The 20,188-nt window shown below is 70.0% G+C and carries 16 protein-coding genes; 9 read left to right on the top strand and 7 right to left on the bottom strand.

Annotated elements, in window-relative coordinates; translation table 11 throughout:
* Positions 1 to 4 precede the first annotated feature (4 nt).
* The 5 genes from FNH04_RS05645 to FNH04_RS05625 form a co-directional block, all read right to left on the bottom strand.
* Positions 5 to 328 carry a DUF485 domain-containing protein gene (locus FNH04_RS05645; protein WP_228031167.1) on the bottom strand — a complete coding sequence of 108 codons (324 nt, stop codon included), beginning with the start codon at positions 326 to 328 and terminating at the stop codon, positions 5 to 7.
* A gap of 127 nt (positions 329 to 455) precedes the next feature.
* On the bottom strand, positions 456 to 1,085 hold the full coding sequence (locus FNH04_RS05640; protein ID WP_152780921.1) for a response regulator transcription factor: 630 nt from the start codon (positions 1,083 to 1,085) through the stop codon (positions 456 to 458).
* A gap of 5 nt (positions 1,086 to 1,090) precedes the next feature.
* Positions 1,091 to 1,354: a hypothetical protein gene (locus FNH04_RS05635; RefSeq protein ID WP_322722630.1), complete on the bottom strand. Its 264-nt coding sequence runs from the start codon at positions 1,352 to 1,354 to the stop codon at positions 1,091 to 1,093.
* A complete protein-coding gene (locus FNH04_RS05630; RefSeq protein WP_152780919.1) occupies positions 1,351 to 1,818 on the bottom strand; it encodes a nuclear transport factor 2 family protein in 468 nt (155 codons plus the stop codon). Before FNH04_RS05630 ends, FNH04_RS05635 begins: the two co-directional genes overlap by 4 nt.
* Before the next feature lie 131 nt (positions 1,819 to 1,949).
* Entirely contained in the window at positions 1,950 to 3,401 is a 1,452-nt protein-coding gene (locus FNH04_RS05625; RefSeq protein ID WP_152780917.1) for a PAS domain S-box protein, read from the bottom strand.
* Between the two features lie 306 nt (positions 3,402 to 3,707).
* Here FNH04_RS05625 and FNH04_RS05620 point away from each other — a divergent pair, with 306 nt between their 5' ends.
* On the top strand, positions 3,708 to 6,155 hold the full coding sequence (locus FNH04_RS05620) for a SpoIIE family protein phosphatase (RefSeq protein ID WP_152780915.1): 2,448 nt from the start codon (positions 3,708 to 3,710) through the stop codon (positions 6,153 to 6,155).
* 259 nt (positions 6,156 to 6,414) lie between these two features.
* Here the strand turns inward: FNH04_RS05620 and FNH04_RS05615 are convergent, their stop codons facing one another.
* Positions 6,415 to 7,374 (bottom strand): Lrp/AsnC family transcriptional regulator, encoded by a 960-nt coding sequence (locus tag FNH04_RS05615; RefSeq protein ID WP_152780913.1) that lies wholly within the window; start codon positions 7,372 to 7,374, stop codon positions 6,415 to 6,417.
* Between the two features lie 144 nt (positions 7,375 to 7,518).
* Here FNH04_RS05615 and FNH04_RS05610 point away from each other — a divergent pair, with 144 nt between their 5' ends.
* Together FNH04_RS05610 and FNH04_RS05605 are read left to right on the top strand one after the other, a co-directional pair.
* Positions 7,519 to 9,135, top strand: a complete 1,617-nt coding sequence (locus FNH04_RS05610) for an amidohydrolase (protein ID WP_152780911.1) — start codon at positions 7,519 to 7,521, stop codon at positions 9,133 to 9,135.
* 149 nt (positions 9,136 to 9,284) lie between these two features.
* The gene (locus FNH04_RS05605) at positions 9,285 to 10,127 is read left to right on the top strand and encodes a PhzF family phenazine biosynthesis protein (RefSeq protein ID WP_152780909.1); all 843 of its coding nucleotides are present in this window, start codon (positions 9,285 to 9,287) and stop codon (positions 10,125 to 10,127) included.
* 20 nt (positions 10,128 to 10,147) lie between these two features.
* Here FNH04_RS05605 and FNH04_RS05600 read toward each other — a convergent pair whose 3' ends face one another.
* Positions 10,148 to 10,600: an Lrp/AsnC family transcriptional regulator gene (locus FNH04_RS05600; RefSeq protein WP_152780907.1), complete on the bottom strand. Its 453-nt coding sequence runs from the start codon at positions 10,598 to 10,600 to the stop codon at positions 10,148 to 10,150.
* A gap of 152 nt (positions 10,601 to 10,752) precedes the next feature.
* On the opposite strand from FNH04_RS05600, the gene FNH04_RS05595 reads away from it, so the two are divergent.
* From FNH04_RS05595 to FNH04_RS05570, 6 genes are all read left to right on the top strand, one after another.
* A complete protein-coding gene (locus FNH04_RS05595) occupies positions 10,753 to 11,937 on the top strand; it encodes a trans-sulfuration enzyme family protein (RefSeq protein ID WP_152780905.1) in 1,185 nt (394 codons plus the stop codon).
* Between the two features lie 244 nt (positions 11,938 to 12,181).
* A complete protein-coding gene (locus FNH04_RS05590) occupies positions 12,182 to 13,498 on the top strand; it encodes an amino acid permease (RefSeq protein WP_228031170.1) in 1,317 nt (438 codons plus the stop codon).
* A 79-nt stretch (positions 13,499 to 13,577) separates the two neighbouring features.
* Positions 13,578 to 14,873 (top strand): amidohydrolase family protein, encoded by a 1,296-nt coding sequence (locus FNH04_RS05585; protein ID WP_152780901.1) that lies wholly within the window; start codon positions 13,578 to 13,580, stop codon positions 14,871 to 14,873.
* A 954-nt stretch (positions 14,874 to 15,827) separates the two neighbouring features.
* Positions 15,828 to 16,226, top strand: coding sequence for a hypothetical protein (locus tag FNH04_RS05580; RefSeq protein ID WP_152780899.1), 399 nt, complete (start codon positions 15,828 to 15,830; stop codon positions 16,224 to 16,226).
* Between the two features lie 64 nt (positions 16,227 to 16,290).
* Positions 16,291 to 18,675, top strand: a complete 2,385-nt coding sequence (locus tag FNH04_RS05575) for a hypothetical protein (protein WP_194236566.1) — start codon at positions 16,291 to 16,293, stop codon at positions 18,673 to 18,675.
* A 70-nt stretch (positions 18,676 to 18,745) separates the two neighbouring features.
* Positions 18,746 to 20,071, top strand: coding sequence for a hypothetical protein (locus FNH04_RS05570; protein WP_152780897.1), 1,326 nt, complete (start codon positions 18,746 to 18,748; stop codon positions 20,069 to 20,071).
* The last annotated feature ends 117 nt before the right edge of the window (positions 20,072 to 20,188 follow it).

The raw sequence follows: 20,188 nt of genomic DNA, 5'->3' as shown, positions 1-20,188 counted from the left end.
GGTGTCAGCCTTTCTTCGGTGATTGCCGCAGAGCTTCGGTGATCTTCGCGTCCAGTCGCGCGGCGCTCGCCGTGTACCGGGTGGCCAGCAGGAGAGCGACGGCGAACTGTGCGAACGCGTAGATCCAGGCCCAGGTCAGACCGCCGACGACGACGCCGTCGAGCGCCGAGGTGAACAGGCCGAGGAGGGGCAGAGGGAAGAAGAAGAGGCACATCACCGCTGAAAAGCGGAGAGCGATACCGATCCGTTGTGCCGCTATGGTGTCGAGGGACGTCATCGCCCCGGCAGATATCACGTCCGGCTTTTCTTGCTGGACTTCCTGAGTCATATCCGACTCCCGTCTCCGTTGAGGATTGGGCGGGAGCGTATACAGGCCGGATAACGAGCGGCAATGAGGGTTTTGAGAGTTTGTTCCCAGTGTTTTCCCTACCGGGGTAAGGATTTCTTTACGAGCCTCAGGCCGACGGCAGCGCGACCCCGTGCTGGAGCACGTCGCGGACGAGGGTGGCCATGCTCTCGGCGTCGGCCTTCTCCCGGATCCGGGTGCGGTGCACATCGACGGTCTTGACACTGATCCCCAGCCGGGTCGCGATGTTCTTGCTGGGCACGCCGTCGATCACCATGCGCAGTATCTCCAGCTCACGCGGACTGAGCTGGCTCAGACGCGCCAGCAGCACCCGTTTCCGCGATGCCTGCGTAAACCGTTCCTGCGCGGTGCGCAGCGCCTGCTGGACGACCTCCACCATGTGCTGCGGGTCGTAGGGCTTCTCCAGGAAGTCGACCGCGCCGTTCTGCAGGGCGCGGACCGACATCCGGATGTCGCCGTGCGCGGAGACGAAGACGACCGGGATGGCCGAGCCGGCCCGGTTGAGGATCTCCTGCAGTTGGAAGCCGCCGACCTCCGGCATGCGGACGTCCAGGACCATGCAGGCGGGCCGGTCCGGGTCATAGGACTCCAGGAAGGAGCCGACGTCGGTGAAACACACCGACTGGATCCGGACCGACTCCAGCAGCCAGGCCAGAGACGTACACAGCTCACGGTCGTCGTCGATGATGTAGACGATGCTCTGGGTCTGGGTGTTCATCCCGGTCACCCCCAAGCGGCCTGGGCGGTCCAGTACTCGCTGCCGTCGGCGCTGATCCCGCGCCGCCATTCGCTCGTCCGCCGCAGGGCCGGCTCGACCCGGGCGGTGGCCTCGTCGGCGCCGGCCGGGCCGTCCTCGTCGACCTGCCAGTGCACCCAGTTGACCTCGCGGCCCGTGTGGTCGTGGGTGAACAGGTCCACGTGGTGCCAGCCGTAGCCATGGGTGTCGGCGTAGCAGGTCAGGAGCATGCTCCTGCGGTCGGCGCTCACGCGGCCTCCTTCGACGGTGGGGCGCTCGCCAGCGGGGCGCTGAAGAGCCGCTCGGTGCGGAACAGCGAGATCCGGGCCGGCCTGTCCGGTTCGAGGCGGAAGGTCACCTCCAGCCGCGCCACCCCGACCTCGGCATCGCCCGACGCGTAGCGCGACAACTGCTGCATCAGCCAGGTGCCTCGAGCGGTGGTGGCGTGCAGGTCGATGGTGCCGGGGAAGAGGAGATGGACGTTCTCCCGGAAGTGCGGGTTGGGTGGCAGGTATCCGGCGAGCATCTCCAGGATGGCGGTTCTGCCCTCCCGGCGGCCGAATTCACCGGAGTACTCCGGGCCCACTCCTTCCCAGACGGCGTCGTCGGTGAACAGCTCACCGAGTTCGTCCGTGATGTCGGCACGGACGGGAACGTCACACAGTCGCAGGTACCGGTCGAGGGTGTTCATCACGTGTTCTCGCTGGTTCCCCATGGGCGATACCTCGAATGTCTCGAATGCCGCGGGAGTCTTTCGCCGAAGGCTAGGTGTTCCGCACGGACCCGGACAAGACCGGTTTCCGAGCGGATGGACCGGTATTTCCTTTCCTCGTGTAAAGGATTCCCCTATTGCGGGCGGGTCACCGGGAGCGCGAAGGAGAACACGGCTCCCTCGGGTTGTCCCTCCACGGCGGAGATACGCCCGCCGTGTCGGGTGACGATCCGGTGGCTGAGCGCCAGACCGATCCCGCTGCCGTTCACCTTGCCGGTGAACACCCCGTCGAAGAGCCGGTCGCCGGAGCGTCCCCCGAGGCCCTGTCCGTGATCGCGTACGACGAGTTCGGCCCACTCCCCGTCCGGTGACAGCCGGGTGGCCAGCTCCACCCTGCGCCGCTCGGGGGGCCAGTTGGCCATCTCCTCGATGCCGTTGAAGGCCAGATTCATGACGACCTGGCCGATGAGGACGTGCTCGCAGCGCACCGGCAGGGGGTCGGAGGTCAGGTCGTAGTCGAGGTGTACGGAGTCGCCCTGGGCACGCAGTTCGATGAAGTACCGGCAGTCCTCGACGATCGACCCCAGATCGGTCAGCCGCTCGGCATGCTCCAGTCTGCCGACGTACTGCCGCAGGCTGTCGAGAATCCTGCTGGCCCGTTCGATCTGTCGTTTGGCGTTGTCCAGTCCCCAGATGACGGATTCGGCCTCGGTGCCGGCCCCGGCGCCCTGGGCCAGAAGCCGTCCGCGGGTACCTTCCACGAAGTTGTAGGCGGCGGCGATCGGCTGGCTGACCTCGTGCGCGATGGCCATCGCCATGTCCCCCATGGCGTTGTAACGGGCCAGATGGTTCAGCCGCTGGGTGTCCCGGCGGTGCTCCTCCTCTTCCAGCACCCGGTCGGTGATGTCGTAGAAGAGCAGCAGATGACCCCGGAGGTCGCTCTCGATGTCGATGTACTGACGGGTGACCGCGTACCAGCGGGGCTCACCGCCGCCCGGTTCGGCGAAGCGATAGCGCCCCGCCTCGGCCGGTACGGCGCCGTCCCGGCAGTACCGCGCGAAGTCGGCCCCGTGCAGATCCGGGCCGAGCTGCTTGGTGGCCGACTCGCTGGCGAACATGACCCGCCCGTCGTCGTCGAGCACGACGATGCCCTCGGCCAGGCTCGCCAGGAAGGCCCGGAGCCGGCCCTCGGTGCGGAAGAGGTCGCGCCGGACGGCCTTCTCCTCCTCGATGTCCCGGAACTGGACCATGATGACCGGCCGGGACGGGAGGTCGACAAGGATGGCGATGGCCTCGGTGAGGACCTCTTCGCCGCGCTTGGAGCGATAACACCACTCGGTGGCGCTGACTCCCTGCTCGACGGCCCCGCGCAGCCAGCGATGTCCCAGCTCACGGCTGTACTGCTGGGCGTTCTTGCTCATGTCCGGTGCCTTGAGCGGCTTCAGCTCGTCGACGGTCCAGCCGAGCAGCGCGCAGGCCGCCTGGTTGGCCCACAGGATCTCGTACGTGGCGGCGTCGTGGATCAGCACGCAGTACTTCAGGGACTGGACGAGGTCCCGGTAGTCGGCCAGTTCAAGATCATTCATTGGCTCTCCCGGCACAGCGGACACCACCGCAGACGAGGCACGACGCGGCGGCTGCGGATCGAGGATTGGTGGGCTCATGCTGCCTCGCTGATCGGCCGCTGTCACACCCCACGCCATCGTCAAGGGCACTCGCAGCCGCCGGCTTCGGATCCGGAACCGACAGCAGAGTCCAGGGCGGTACGCTGATAAAAGCCTAGATCATCATGTTTTTCTGGTCTTCGGCGGATTATCCGCAAGCTTCGATGCCTTTCTCATAGCCCGTGGGACAGCTGATGCAAGGGCCGTGCGGAGGTGAGGGGCGCCTCGATGAACGAGTCAGACGCTGCGAAGGACGGCCGCGACCGGCCTGCGTCCTCCGCCGACAGCCCTGCCGTGATCACGGTGGACGGTGACGGCATCGTCACGGCGTGGAGTACGGGTGCTGTGCGACTCCTGGGGTACGCCGCCGACGAAGTCGTGGGACGGCCAGTGGGAGACCTCCTTGCGGACCGCGACGCGGCGCCCGGTGACGGGGCTCTGCACCGGGCCCGGGACGGGTGGGTAGGAGAACTGATCCTTCGGCACGCGGACCGTCGGCGGGTCACCCTCTCGGCGCGAAGGTACGCACTGTCCCGCCCGGGAGACGACGGCTCGTGCCTGCTGATGCTTGCCTGGACGGACGAGGCCGCGGCGTCGTCGCCAGCGCTCCATGACGAGGTGGCGATCCTGGACTGGCTGCTCAAGGCTTCGCCGGTCGCCCTGACCGTCTATGACACCGATCTGCAGTGCGTGGGCCAGAACGTCGCGATGAGCCGCATGGTCGGCATGCCACAACAGGAGCGGCTCGGACGGCAGATCACGGACGTTCTGGCCGGCCCGGATGCCGAACGGTGGGAGCGCCGTATGCAGCAGGTGCTGCGGACCGGCATTCCGGCGGAAAGCTTCATCGTCCGGGGACGCACCCCGGCCGACCCGGACCACGACCACGTCTTCTCGGCCGATGCCTCCCTGCTGCGCGACCGAGACGGTCGGCTGCTAGGAGTGTGCGCCACGGTCCACGACGTCACCGCACAGCATCTGTACCGCGAGCGGCTCGCCATCCTCAACGAAGCCAGTACGCGCATCGGCAGCACACTGGACGTGGGGACGACCGCACAGGAACTCGCCGGTGTCGCCGTCCCGCGTCTGGCCGACTTCGTCAGTGTCGACCTCCTTGAGCCCTTGCTCCGGGGCGAGGAGCCCGGCCCGGTCACCGGCGGAGCCGTACTGCGCCGGATGGCCCACAAGTCGATCCATGACGGAGCTCCGGAAGCCGTGGTCAGGCAGGGCGAGATCGACATCTACCCCTGGCATTCGCCTCCGGCCCGCTGTCTCCTGGCCGGAGTACCCGTGCTCCTGCGGGCCATGGACCCTCACATCGAGTCGTGGTTCGCCGATGATCCGGTGCGCGCCGCGAGAGCGAAGACGTACGCATTCCACTCCTGGCTTCTGGTACCGGTGCGGGCGCGCGGCACGACCCTCGGGGTGACGGTCTTCTGCCGGTCCCGGAACGAGCCGTTCGAGCAGGAGGATCTCGTCCTCGCCGAGGAGATCGTGACCAGAGCGGCGATCAGCCTGGACAACGCCCGCCGCTTCACCCGGGAACGGACCGCTTCCCTCGTTCTGCAGCGCAGTCTGCTTCCGCAGCAGCTGCCACGCCAGTCCGCAGTGGAAGCCGCCTGCCGATACCTGCCGACAAGCTCCCAGTCCGGTGTCGGAGGCGACTGGTTCGACGTGATCCCCCTGTCCGGAGCGCGGGTGGCCCTGGTCGTCGGAGATGTGGCCGGGCACGGCCTGCACGCCTCCGCTTCCATGAGCCGGCTGCGCACCGCGGTACGCACACTCGCCGATGTCGACCTTCCTCCGGACGAGCTGCTCACCCAACTCGATGACCTGCTCAGCCATCTTGCCGCCACGGAAGGCACCGACCCGGCCGAGACACCCGTGCAGGACACCTGGGCCACTTGCACGTACATGGTCTACGACCCCGTCTCCAGAAGATGCTCCATCGCCAGTGCCGGCCATCCTCCCCCCGTCCTCTTGGCCCCGGACGGCGTGGCCACCCTCCTCGACGTGATGGTCGGCCCACCCCTCGGTCTGGGCGGGCTGCCTTTCGAAACCACCGAACTGCGCGTGCCGGAGGGCAGCGAGATCGCCCTTTACACCGACGGACTGATCGAGTCCCCTACCGCGGACATCGACGATGGACTCCGAAGGCTCAAAGACGCCTTCGCCCGGCCGGCGCCCTCACCGGACGCGCGGTGCGACGCCGTCCTCGAAGCACTGCTGCCCGGTCCTCCCGCCGACGACGTGGCTCTGTTGATCGCCCGCACCCGTGCCCTCCACGAGGACAAGGTCGCCGCTGTCGAGGTGCCCGGGGATCCCGCCGCCGTGTCGGGCACCCGCTCCTGGGTCATGGACCGGCTTGAGGCGTGGGGACTGACGGACATGGGCTTCGTCACCGAACTGGTCGTCAGTGAACTCGTCACCAACGCGATCCGGTACGGAGCCGCACCCGTCCACCTGCGACTGATCAAGGACACCGCGCTGATCTGCGAGGTCTCGGACGCCAGCAGCACGGCCCCCCATCTGCGCCGGGCACGCGTCTTCGACGAGGGCGGCCGCGGCCTGCTGCTGGTCGCGCAGCTCACCCAGCGCTGGGGCACCCGGCACAGCCGCAGAGGTAAGACCATCTGGTGCGAGCAGCCCTTGAACGTTGCCACCGAGCCGCCATGAGAGCGTCAGCCAAAGCCGTGTGAGGCGCGTTTGCTGAGGCTCAGCGTGTGACGTCGATGTCCGTCAGCAGGCCGTCGATCAACGGTGTGAGCGTCTCCCAGTTCTCCCGGACCGCGGCAGCCGCCCCTTCCACGTCACCGGCCTCGCACCGTTCGATGATCTGCTGGTGCTGGGCGACCGAGGAGCGGCCGGTCAGCGAGCAAACCGGGTGTTCGCCTCCCGCGTGACGTCGAGTTCGGCGGGAGCACTGTCCCGCGCATCAGCGGCGGATCAAGCCCGTCCGTTTGACGGTCGCCAGCAACGGGGTGGTGTCGATGGCGGTGACTCCGTCTAGGGGGCCGACGGTGTCGGTGAGGAAGGTGTAGAGGGCGTCGAGGTTCGCGGCGGCGACAGCGACGACCAGATTGGCGGGACCGGTGGTGGCGGCGCAGAACCGGACGTGCGGGTGGGTGCTCAGCGTCTGCGCGGCCTCCTGCAGTACACCTGGCTGTACGACGATCCACAGCAACGCCTCGGTCTGCGCGCCGAGCAGTGCGAGATCGAGTTCGGTGGCCAGGCGCAGCACCTGGCCGTCCACGAGAGCTTCGAGGCGTCGGCGGGCAGTGAGCGCGGTGGTGCCTGCGCGGCGGGCCAGGTCCGTGTAGGTCGCCCGGCCGTCCTCGGTCAGCCCTGCGATCAACGCGCTGTCGATGTCGAGACATGTGTACGACGGTGCCGGCGACGCGGGCTCGGGGACGAGGTCGGCCAGTTCTCGGGGTGTGAGGAGACCGGCGGTCCAGCGGAACGCTGTGGGGAAGACGCGCAGCAGGGTGTGGGCGGTCCAGGTGCCGACGGCGTCGGTGGCGGCCAGGTCGCGCAGCAGCAGGTTGTTGCGGGCTTCCTGTCCCTCCAGGAAGAAGATCGTGGAGATCTCGTCGCCGCCCCCGAGGATGTCGACCCAGACGGTGTCGCTGCGGCGGGCCAGCGCCTGGGCGACCTGACGGATCTTGTTGGGACGGCAGCGGATGCGCAGGGCGACGGGGATCAGGTGCGGGAAGCGTGCCGGGTTGCGTACGACGGTCGCACGCAGGGTGCCGTCGGCGTAGAGGAGGGCCACACGGCGTACGACGGTCCGCTCTGACAGACCCAGACAGCGGGCCACCTCACGCCAGGAGGCGCGCGGCGAGGCGACCAGCGCTGCCGCGATTCGCCGATCGGTCTCGTCGAGCACCTGTCTCATGATCTGCATCATAGGCCGAAGTTGTGGCGTGCTTTCTTTGTATGGGCCTTTCGATTGGCGTTGATTCCCCGTGCCCCGCCTACAACAGTCTCGTCACCGAACAACCCGTTCGGATCCGGCACCCACGAGATGAGGGAGAAGACGATGACTGATCACGGAGCCGACCTGTTGATCCGCGCCGAGGCGGTGCACACCCTGGTGCCCGGTCAGGCTGTGCAGCGGGCCCTGGCCGTGCGCGGCGACCGTATCGCCGCCGTCTCAGCCGACCCCCACGGCCTCGACCACCTCGTGAGCGAGGGAACGACGGTGCACGACCTGCCCGGCGCCACCGTGCTGCCCGCCTTCGACGACACCCACACCCACCTGATCTTCGCGGCGCTCGGTGCCCACGACGTCCCCGTGCACCGGGCCCGGAACATCCCCGAGTTCCTCGACCTGATCCGGCAGCGGGCCGCTGTCACCCCCGAGGGCGAATGGATCCGCACCACTACCAACTGGCAGGAACTCAACTTGGCCGAGCGCCGCATGCCCACGGCGGCCGAACTCGACATGGCCACCGACCGGCACCCGGTCCTGGTCAAGCGCGGCGGCCACAACGACATCGTCAACACCTACGCGCTCCGTCTGGCGGGCATCACCGAGGACACCCCCGTACCGCTTGGGGGCACCATTGGCCGCGGCAGCGACGGCAAGCTGGACGGCCGGCTGATCGACAACGCCCTGCACCTGGTGGAGCACCTGGTCCCGGCCCCTGACCGGGCCGAACGCATTGACGGACTGCGCCTGGCCAGCCGCGACTACGCCGCCACGGGCATCGCGACCATACGCGACTGCGCGGTCACCCCCGAGGACTACGCGGTGCTCCTGGCGGCCCGTGCGGCGGGGGCGCTCAGCATCCGCGTGCGGGCGCTGATCTCTGCGCTCGGATTCACCAGCGCGGCCCAGGTGGAGGACCTGCTCGACGTCATGGAGGAGTGGCGTGACACCTCCGACCCGTGGCTGTCGGTGTGGGGTGTGAAGTTCGGGCTCGACGGCGGTCTGGAGGCCGGGGCCACCGAGGAGCCGTACGCATGTGACCACGCCTTCTCCGGGATGCTGATCTGGGAGCCCGACGCGTTGGTCGAGGCGGTCGAGGCGGTCGTCCGGCGCGGCTGGCGGGTCGGCACGCACGCCTACGGCGACCGCGCGGTACGCACTCTCCTGGATGTCTACGAGCGCGTCCTTGAGCGCAACCCCGGTCTGCCCGCCGGCACGCTGGTGATGGAGCACGGGGGCCTGGCCGGCCCCGAACAGCAGGCCCGTGCCGTCGCGTTGGGCATCCCCGTCACCATCCAGCAGCCGCTGCTGCACGACACCGCCGAGGTGGAGGAGGGTTTCTGGGGTCCGGAACGCGTGGCCCGCCTCTTTCCCGCCCGCGGCTGGATCGACCTGGGAGCCCAGGTCAGCGCCGGATCCGACTTCCCCGTCGGCCAGTTCGGCGCCATGCGCTCGATGTGGGGCATGACCACCCGGCAGACCGTCATCGGCGTCAAGGGCCCCGAACATGCCATCACCTACGACGAGGCCCTCACCCTGCACACCGCGGGCGCCGCCCGGCTGACCGGTGAGGAGCATCTGCGTGGCACTCTCACCCCCGGCCGCCTCGCCGACTTCACCGTCTGGGACCGGGACCCGGCCCACTGCTCCGGCGACACCCTGCGGGACCTGAACCCCACCCACACCTTCGTCGGCGGCCTCCAGGTCACACCCACCACCCGGTGAACACGGCCCCTCCTCACGGCAGGGCCAGTCAATCCACTTTGTGGCGACTGGCCCTGTCGCCACTGGGCCGGCGCCGCTGGGATGGTCCTGCTTCCGCCGAGGGCAGGATGCGCAGAGCCCGCCGCAGCTACCGAGAGGTGTCGATGGCCATGTCGCGTACCCGTTCTTTCGTGCAGGTCGATGTGTTCTCCACGAGCCCCTACTCCGGTAATCCGGTCGCGGTGGTTCTGGACGGGACGGACCTGACCGGGGAGGAGATGCAGCGGCTGGCGCGTTGGACGAATCTGTCCGAGACCACGTTCGTCCTGCCGCCTACCGTCCCGGAGGCGGACTACCGGCTGCGGATCTTCACCCCGGGAGGCGAGCTGCCGTTCGCCGGGCACCCCACCCTCGGCTCCGCGCGCGCCTGGCTGGACGGCGGCGGCACGCCGCGGCACGCCGACCGCATCGTCCAGGAGTGCGCGGCGGGCCTGGTCACCGTGCGCCGCGGCGAGGACACGTTGTCCTTCGCCGCCCCGCCTCGGGTTCGGGACGGTGCGCTCGACGACGGGTATCTGGATCGGATCGTGGCTGCGTTCGGGATCGCGCGGGAGCGGGTCGTGGCTCATCAGTGGGTGGACAACGGTCCCGGCTGGGCCGTGGTCCAGCTGGCCACGGCCGAGGAGGTCCTCGCCCTCGAACCCGACCTCTCCCTCATCCCGGACGCGATGGTCGGCGCGATCGGCGCCTACCCCGAGGGGGCCGAGTGCGCCTTCGAGTTGCGTACCTTCGCCCCGGGCGCGGGTGTGCCGGAGGATCCCGCGTGCGGCAGCATGAACGCCGGCGTCGGGCAGTGGCTCACCTCCACCGGCGCCGCGCCCTCCACCTACCGGGTCTCACAGGGCGCGAGGCTGGGACGGGCCGCGCGCATCGAGGTCACCGCCGATCCCGACGGCACTGTCTGGGTCAGCGGCGCCGCCGTCATCCGCGTCCGCGGCACCATCACCCTCTGACCCCCTACCGCCATGGGGTGTCAGGGGCGAGACGGAATGTCGGGGGAGAGCGTCTTCATGGTGACGTAGCTGGTCACCGTGGCGACCCCGGGCAGGGCCGCCAGTTGGTTGGCGTGGAAGTCCTCGTAGGCGGGCAGGTCGGCCACCTCGACCTGGAGCAGGTAGTCGAAGTTGCCGGTGATGTGGTGGCAGGCGACCACCTCGGACAACTGGGTGATCCCGCGCTCGAACGCGGTCACGTCCGCGCGGGTGTGCCGCATCAGCCGTACCCCGGCGAACACCCGCAGGCTGCGGCCGACCGCGGCGGGATCGACCAGCGCCCGGTAGCCGCGGATGACCCCGGCCTCCTCCAGCTGCCGCACACGCCGCAGGCACGGCGACGGCGACAGCCCGACCCGGGCGGCGAGCTCGTTGTTGCTGATCCGGCCGTTCTTTTCGAGTACGGCCAGAATCGACCGGTCCACTTCGTCCATGGCGGCAGATTATTGCGCGTTGAGTTTCAGTACCACAATCGCGCGTCCTTACCAGGCGCAATTTGCTGCCAAAGTTGCCGTGGTCCGTCCCGCTCCGAGCGTCGGTCGGCCAGGCTTCCTGACGTCATACCGATGTCCACGGAAGGCCAGCCATGCCGGGCAACAGCACCCTCACCGTCCACGCCGACCGCGAGATCCACCCCAGCCGCGCCGTGGCCCCGCCCATCTACCAGACCGCGGCGTTCTCGGCCGAGGACGGCGAGACGTTCGCACGCGGCGCCGTCGAACCGCGCGGCAAGGACTTCTACACCCGCTTCGGCAACCCCAACCACGCCCAGGTCGCGGCCGTCGTCGCCGCACTCGAAGGCGCCGAGGCCGCGATGGTCACCGCGTCCGGGATGGCCGCGCTCACCACCGCCGTGCTGGCCCTGGTGTCCGCCGGTGACCACGTCATCGGGCAGAGGTCCACGTACGGCGGCACGGGCTCAGTGCTGCTGAACCTGCTGCCCCGCCTCGGCGTGTCCACCACCCAGGTCGACCAGACCGACCCGGAGGCGTTCGCGAAGGCGCTCACCCCCAAGACCCGGCTCATCCTGGTCGAGTCCCCGAGCAATCCGCTGCTGCAGATCACCGACCTGTGCGCCGTCGCGGACCTCGCCCGCGCACACGACGTACTCACCCTGGCGGACAACACCTTCGCCACCCCGCTGAACTCGCGTCCGGCGGACCTCGGCATCGACCTGGTCTGGCACAGCGCGACCAAGTACCTCAACGGCCACTCCGACGTCTCCGCCGGAGTGATCGCCGGACCGGCCGAACTCCTGGACCGGATCTGGGACGTCGGGCTGCTCACCGGTGCCACCCTCGGCCCCATCGACGCCTGGCTGCTGCTGCGCGGCATGCGCACCCTGCCTCTGCGGGTGCCCCGGCACAACGCCAACGGCCTTGCCCTCGCCCAGGCGCTCAGCGAGCACCCGGCCGTGGCGAAGGTGCACTATCCGGGCCTCGCGTCGCACCCGCAGCACAAGCTGGCGGCCCGTCAGATGAGCGGCTTCGGCGGGGCGCTCGGCATCGAGTTCACCGGCGGCTTCGAGACCGCCGACGCCTTCCTCGGCAAACTGCGCTACTCCCTCCGGTCGGCCAGTCTCGGCGGCGTCGAGTCCCTGGCCGTGCACCCGGCGTCCATGTGGCGCGGGATGCTCAGCGAGGACCAGATAGCCGAGTCGGTGCCGCTGGGCCTGGTCCGGCTGGCCGCCGGCACGGAGGACACCGCCGACCTGGTCGCCGACGCCCTGGCCGCCGCCGACGCCGTACACACCCCGTCGGCGAGCGCCTGAACCACCGCGAGAGCCCCGGTCACGCGCTACGGCAACGGCTCCACCCGCATGCAGGCACGTGACCGGCGCTGGTCTCACCCCACCCGGCCCCTGAGGGTCGAGCAGCTCGACGAAGAGGTGCATCGCCATGTCCCACCCGCAAGACCATCGTCTCGCCGACCACAGAACCGCCCACGACACCGACGGGGAAGGCCGCCGCAGAGACACCCCACTTACTCGCGGGCTCAAGCAGCGCCACCTGTCGATGATCGCCCTCGGCGGTGTCATCGGCGCCGGACTCTTCGTCGGCTCCGGCGCCGGTATCGCGGCGGCAGGTCCCTCGATCGTCATCGCCTACGCCCTGTCCGGCGTGCTCGTCATGCTCGTGATGCGCATGCTCGGTGAGATGTCGGCTGCCAACCCGGCCTCCGGGTCGTTCTCGGTGCACGCCGAGCGAGCCATCGGGCCCTGGGCCGGTTTCACCGCCGGCTGGATGTTCTGGACACTGCTGTGCGTGGGCGTCGCCGCCGAGGCGATCGGGGCCGCGTCCATCATGACCGGCTGGTTCCCGCAGACCTCGTCCTGGATGTGGGTCCTGCTGTTCATGGCCGCCTTCTGCGGCACGAACCTCGCGGCGGTGGGCAACTTCGGTGAGTTCGAGTTCTGGTTCGCCACCCTGAAGGTCGCCGCGATCACCCTCTTCCTCGCCCTCGGCGCCCTCGCGATCCTCGGCATGCTGCCGGGCACGGACACCCCGGGCGCGGCCAACCTCACCGGCGACGGCGGCTTCCTGCCCCACGGCACGAACGGCCTGGTCATCGGCCTGCTCACCTCGGTCTTCGCCTACGGCGGCCTGGAGACGGTTACCATCGCCGCCGCCGAGTCCGAACACCCGGTCCGGGGCGTCGCCACAGCCGTACGCACCGCGATGTGGCGCATCGCCGTCTTCTACGTCGGCTCGATGCTGGTCATCGTCACACTGATTCCCTGGAACGACCCCGCCATCCCCGCCGACGGACCCTACGTGGCGGTCCTGGACCACCTCGACATCCCCGCCGCCGGACAGCTCATGAACGTGATCGTGCTGATCGCCCTGCTGTCCGCGATGAACGCCAACATCTACGGCTCCTCCCGCATGGCGTACTCCCTGACCGCCCGCGGCCAGGGCCCCCGAGCCCTCGGCAAGGTCTCCGGCGGAGTGCCGCGCCGCGCGGTGATCGCCTCGTCCGGCTTCGGCTTCATCGCGGTACTGCTCAGCTACTGGTGGCCCGAGACCGTCTTCACCTGGCTGCTCAACACGGTCGGCGCGGCCGTCCTCGTGGTGTGGGGCTTCATCGCCGCCGCCCAGCTGCGGATGCGCCGCCGGCTGGAACGGGAGGCGCCCGAGAAGCTGGTCGTGAAGATGTGGGCCTTCCCGGCCCTGACCTGGGTGGCGCTCGCCGGGGTGCTGGCCATCCTGGCCCTCATGGCCCGCCAGCCGGACACCCGCGTGCAGCTGTACTTCACCGGCGGCCTCGCGTTTGCCCTCTCCCTCATCGGCCACCTGCGCCAGAAGACCCGTACCTCCCGCGCCCCGATCTGAGCCCTCACGAGCAGAACCACGGCAGCGGCCACAACACGATCTCGCACTATCCGAAAACGTCCGTGAAGGAGTTCACCCCATGAAAACCCTGCTCACCGGCGGCACCGTGCTCACCATGGACCCGGCGGCCGGCGACCTCGCCCGCGGTGACGTGCTCATCGAGGACGGTGTGATCGTCGAGGTGGCCGAACGCATCGACGCGCCGGACGCCGCCGAGGTGATCGACGCGACCGATCGGATCGTCATGCCCGGCTTCGTCGACAACCATCGCCACACCTGGCAGACCGCGTTCCGAGGCGCCGGCGCCGACTGGACGTTCACCGAGTGGGCGGTCGCGATGCACGGCACGGTCAAGCCCCACTACCGGCCCGAGGACGTCTACGTAGGCACCCTGCTCGGCCGACTGGAGGCCCTGCACTCCGGCGTGACCACGATGCTGGACTGGTACCACGTCGCGCAGACCCCCGAGCACGAGGACGCCGCCGTCGCCGCGCTGCGGGACGCGCCGGGACGGTCGATCTTCTGCCTCGGCGCCGGCTGGGGCACCTCCGACCCCGTCGACGCCGCCGTCCGCCGGGTCCGCGCCGACCTGCCCGGGGACGGCCCGGTCACCATGGCATGGGGGCTTCGTGGACCCGAGGCCACCGACATGGACACCGTCGCCCGGGAACTGGAGCTGGCAGCCGAACTCAGCCTGCGCACCAGCCTGCACGTCGACGTCACAGGCGGGGCTGTCGCCGACCTGCGCGAGCACGGCCTACTGCGGGACACCACCACGTTCGTGCACGGCAATGGGCTCAGCGACGAGGAACTGCAGATGCTTGCCGACGCGGGCAGCTCGCTGTCGATCAGCCCGGACGTGGAGCTGAAGATGGGCTTCGGCTGGCCGGTGACCGGCCGGGCGCTGGCCGCCGGTCTCCGTCCGACCCTGTCCGTCGACGACGTCCCCTCAGTCGGCGGCGACATGTTCTCCACCATGCGCACCGCCTTCGCCGTGCAACGCGGCCTCGACGGCGGCCTGCGCTCACGCGACCTGCTGTCCTTCACCACCATCGACGCCGCCGCCTCCTGCGGACTCGACACCCGAACCGGCAGCCTCGCCCCCGGCAAGGACGCCGACATCATCCTCCTGCGCGCCGACGACATCACCGTCTTCCCGGTCACCGACCCGACCGCCACCATCGTCAGCCACGGCCACCCCGGCCTGGTCGACACCGTCCTCGTCGCCGGCCGCACGGTCAAACGCGACGGCGTGCTGGTCGACGTAGACCTGCCGGCGCTGAAGACGCGCCTGACCGCCTCCCGTGACCGGGTCGCAGCGGCTGCCGACGTCCAACTCGACCTCACCTGGCACCCGCAGCCCGCGTCGAAGTAGCCGCACCGAGCACACCCTGCACGTGAAGGGGCATTGGCTGATGGAAATCGTGACGTTCACCAATTCGAGCCGGGCGGCGCGCGGCCACGTCGACGAAGAGTAGATGCGTGGCCCTTTTCCGCAGAAGAGCCACCCATTTCCCCGCCACTGCAGGCCGCCTGACCAGCACCCCAACACACCTGACATCCCATCAGAACGAGCGTCAAATGAGCGTCACGAGCGTCATTTCAGCGTCAAGATATCGCCCGTAACGCCCACACCGCACATAATGCGCACGCACGAAACCGCTGGTCAGGCACCCTTTACGGCCGGATCAAGGATCGCCACGCACTCCACATGATGAGTCATCGGGAAACAGTGGGACCGACGAACGTCCCAGACTTCACCCACCCTGCAAGGGTGACCCGACCGGCGCTCCTGCCGCAATTTCCAAGGGCCCACAGGAATCAGCACCGAGCCAGCACGGGAGAGGTGGCGAGAGATGATGAGCACAGGCCACAGGTCAGCACTGAACCAGCACCGAGGCCGCCTACCTACATCAGCAGCATCAACCCATCCCGCCCTGACCTGCACATTTGCTATTTCGATACCTTCGCGGTAATGCGGGGGCTGAGAAATTTGTGCAGCAGCCTCATGATCCCCGAGACTAACGGCCGGGTCGGACATCACAGGCGGTTACTCCCGCAATAGGCCCGTCATCTGGTAATAGGCCCGTCGTCCGGTTACGCCCGCAACGACCCGTCTCCCACCGCACCCGCCCGCACGTCTCACGTCCTCCCCCTTCAGGACACGCACTCTTTGAGCCACGCTCGCGGTCGGTCGACCGCGCCACTCCCCGGTGATCTCCATGATTGGTTCAGCTACTTTCGGCCAACGTGAAGGGAAGCTCCCCCAAGGCTCGGAGGTCTCTCCTAAATTGACTCCCCTGTTTGTGCGGAAAATCGGGGGATACGCATGGATCCGGTGACGGCTGTCGCGGCGGCAGGGGTCGCGCTCGTGGTCAAGGGAGCACTGGAAGCGGCAGGTCAGGAGGCCGGACGGTCCGGTTGGAGCGGTGGCGCACGCCTCGTCGAACGGATCCGTGCCCGGTTCCGGGGGAACACGGAAGCCGAGGACGCGCTGGACCGCGTCACCGCCGCCCCGGACGACGAGGAAGCCCACCAGAACCTGGAGCGGCTGCTGGCCGCCCACATGCTGCTGGACTCGGGCTTCGAGACGGAGATCCGACGGCTCGTCGACGAGGCCGTCGCCGCCCAGGGTCACGGCGGTGCGCAGATCAGCGCCGCGCTGATCAAGAACGCCCAGGTGTTCAACGGCAAGGTCGAAGTGCAGGGTGACTGGACGACGTCGTAGGGCTGCCGTCTCTCCTGAAGGCACGACCTCCCGTCCAGAGATCCCGAAGGCCGAAGACCGAAACATGAGCGAGGAAAGCTCGTCCGGCAGCCCCCGCGGCAAGGCCGGCTTCACCGAGCGAGCGGACGAACCGCCATCCGGCCGGAAAGAGCCGAAGAAGGACCCCGCAACAGACAAGGCGGGCAAGGCGGGCACGGCGGATAAAGCAGACAAGACGCCGGAGGAGTCCGGCGAGGGCGAGTCCACGACCGCCGAACCGCGCGGCCCCGTCGAGGAACGGGACGGGCCGGTCAGCGAGTCGGACGCACTGCGCTCGCTGACGGACGGCGCCGGACACCTCGACGCCGAGCGGTCCGAGGCACTGCACGCGGGGGCCATCGCCGACGCCATCGCCCGGCGGCTCAACGCCGACGCCGTCGGGACCCGTATCGGCACCCTGGCGCTGTTCAACGACACCGTCAGCTTCGGCGGCGGATTCCACAGCGGCGGCGGCACCCGCGCGCGGGACGCACGGCCGGGCGGGGTGTCGGTCCTCGCCGTCGACACGACGGAACTGGCCGAGCACACCGAGCTCTTCGTCCATCCCGAGGGGTACGACGACATCGTGGAGGCGCTGCGCGAGCGACGGCTGCTCGTGCTCACGGGTCCACCCGGCAGCGGCCGGGAGGCCACGGCGCTGAACCTGCTCGCCGAGTCGATGGCCCTGGACGGCGGCGAGGAGGGCGGCTACCACCGGCTTCTCACGCCCTCGGAAGCGCTGCGACCGGGCTGGGAACCACCGGTGAAGCATGCCGGGTATCTGGCGGCGCTCGAGGACGGCCCGGCCGGGGTGCGGGAACTGACGGCCGCTTTCGGCGTGCACGGAACGGGCGGCAGCGGCGGGGCCTCGCGATGGGCCGCCGTGGTCGCCGCACTGAGCGACTCGGGCTGCCGGCTGGTGCTGACCGGCGGGCACGATCTCGCGGTGCTCGCTGCCGGGCCCGGCAGCGAGCACGTCGCCCGCCACACGCTCGAGCCGGTCGATCCCCTGGCGGTCGTGGAACGGCGTGTCCTCGGCCACGGCGGCAGCCGGGACGCGTACGAGGAGCTGCACGCGCTGCTGGCACGCACCGGAGCGGTGGAGGTGCTGCGGGAGCAACCCGCGGCGGGAACCGCCGCCCGGCTGGCCTCCGTGATCAGCGCGGACGGCGATGTCGCCGCGGCCGTGGCCCGGTTGCGGGATCCCAGTGACCAGGTGCGCGCCTGGTTCGACCGGCACCGGGCCCCCGAGGCCGTGGCCTTCGCGCTCGCCGCCGCCGTCCTGGAAGGCAGTGGCTATCTGACCGTCGCGGACGCCGCCGTGGACCTGTCCGCGGCCCTCAGCCCGCCCGAACCGGCCCCGCCCGACCTCCGGTTCGGGGACCGGCTCGGCCACGAACAGCAGTGGATCCGGCTCGTCGTGCCCGAGGACGGGAGCCTCATGGCGGGCCCGCCACAGGTGCGGTTCCGCGGGGCGCTGCTCGGACAGGTCGTCCTCGCCTACGCGTGGAACGTCCTCGACGGCCGTCGCGACGCCGTACTCGACTGGCTGCGCCGGCTGCTGAGCCACCGGGACCTGGAGGTGCGGGCCCGGGCCGCGGTCGCGGCGGGGGTTCTGGCCCTGGCCGACCCGCACTACGCCGTTCACCGGTTCCTCACCACCTGGGCGGGCAGCACCTCCTGGCCGCTGCGGCAGGCCGCGGCCACCGCCCTCGGCGTGGCCGGCAGCCGTCCCGAGACGGCCGAGGCCGTGTGGGAACTGCTGCACAGGTGGGCCCAGGGCGGCGCCTCCGCCTACCAGCGACGTCTGGCCGGGACGGCCGCGAACGCCGTCGGCGGTTTCCTCGGCCGTACGTCACCGGAACGGGCGGTGGCCGTGCTGCGCGGCGCCCTGGACCGGGGCGACGACTGGGGCACGCTGCCGTCGGTGGCCTGGGGCGGTGTGCACCTCGTCCACCAGGGCCAGGCGGGCCCGCTGCTGGACGCCTACCTGGAGTGGTCCGAGCCCCAGGACCTGTCACCGATGGTCGTCAAGACGCTGTCCGCCTTCGTGTTCGTGGTGTCCCGGCCCTACGAGCAGCCCGTCATCGAGGCCGACGAGGACGGTCCCGTCGGTGTCCCCGGAGTGCCCGTACTGCTCAGCAGCCTGCCGGAGCACCAGGGGCGACTGGCGGAGCTGTGGGCCCGGGCGCTGGCCCGCAAGCCGGTGCAGGACACGGCCCTGGAGGCACTGCGCGAGTGGATCGACGTCCATGCCGACCGCAGCCCCGGCGCCCTCGACGCGCTCGCCCGGCTGCTCGTCTCCGTGGCCCGCCGGCCCGGGCGGCACCGTGAGCGGTTGCTGTGGTGGCTGCAGAAGTGGGCCGTGAACCGCGAGCGTCCGTCGGCGAACGCCGAGCGGCTGTACCGCGTGGTGGAGCGGGGCTCGTGACCGGGCCGCGCGCGCTCGGCGGGCAGGCGGACGTGAACACGCGAGAAGGACGAGAAGACGAGGGGGAGACGTGGAGGAACAGACCTACGACCCGGTGCTCGACAGTGAGGACCTGCCCCGCTGGCGTCTGACCAACCCGCTGCGGCCACCGGCTCCCGGACGCGCCCTGGTCCTCGTCCGGGACAGCGGTCCTTCGCTGACCGTCCGCAGCGACGAGGAGATCCCGTCGTCGCGCTTCGGGGCGTACCGCAGCGTGTTCACGGTGGACATGACGGAGCACCGGCTGATCCTGGACATACCCCTGCTCAGCCGCGACCCCACCTTCTCGTTCCGCAGCCGGATCGACCTGGTGTGCCGGGTCGCCGATCCGGCCGAGGTGGTCGCCCGCGGGATCCGGGACATGAGCGGCGCGCTCTACGGCCATCTGCGCAAGACGCTGCGCTCGGTCGCCCGGGACTACGACATCTCGGAGTTCCACGAGGCCGAGATGGCGCTGAACTCCGCGCTCGCGGGGTTCAGCGGCGACGACGCGGTGCGGCTGCGCAACATCCAGATCGAGCTGCTCGTCGACGAGGACGAGATCACCGCCAGCGGGCGGGAGTACCGCGACGTCGCGCGCGAGACCCGGCTGGACGGCATGCGCCGCAGGCGGCACCTCGACATGATCCGCGAGGAGGGCGTCGACGGCCTCATCGCCGAGATCATGGAGAAGGAGGGGCCGCGCGCCGCTCTCGCCTGGATCGAGAAGGGCGAGGCGGAGAAGCGGGAGGTCCGGCGCGAGGTCATGCGCATGGTCCTGGAGCGGGGTGACGCCGACCGCGAACCCTTCGAACAGGCGGAGCTGGAACGGGCCGTCCTCGACGAGGTCCTGCGGGACGGCGACGGACTGTTCGAGACCGCCACCCGGCACAGCCGTCTGCGCGGCAGCCTGAGGCGCGAACTGGAGCCGGGGACGGACGCCACGGCCCGCCCCGACGACGGCACCGACGGGCGCGCCCCGCTCAGGGGCGAGGTGCTGCGCGACCGGCACGACGGGACCGGCACGGGTGGCTCCCGCTCTCCTTCCCGGGGCACCCCGGACACCGGCCGCGCCTCCCGCGTCCGGGAGGGCCGCCCGGACACGCCACGCTCCCGGGTCTCCGGCGGCGGAGCCGGCCGGCCTGCCGTGGCCTCCCGCACCGCGGGACCGCCCGAGGACGAACCCCTGCCGGCCGCGGACGACAGCGGTGCCGCACCCCGGCGCCCGGAGAGCCGTCCGACGGGACGCACCGAGGCAACGCCACCGGCGCACGACCGCACCGACCGGGAAGGCGATGCGCCCGCCCCTCGGGTCAGCCGCGTCCGCGGCACCGCCAAGCGCCCCCGCGGGGGCGGCTCCGGCCACGACGGAAGGTGACGATGACCGACCACGACCGCGCGGCCGGGCCTCCGGCCGGAGCCACGTCCGCCCCGGCCGCGCACCGGGGGTATCCGCCGGGTCCCCCACAGGCCCGGCCCGCGCACTCCCCACAGC

Source organism: Streptomyces phyllanthi (genome assembly GCF_009377205.1).
GTDB classification, from domain to species: Bacteria; Actinomycetota; Actinomycetes; order Streptomycetales; family Streptomycetaceae; genus Streptomyces; species Streptomyces phyllanthi.
This window is presented reverse-complemented; position numbering and strand designations above follow the sequence as displayed.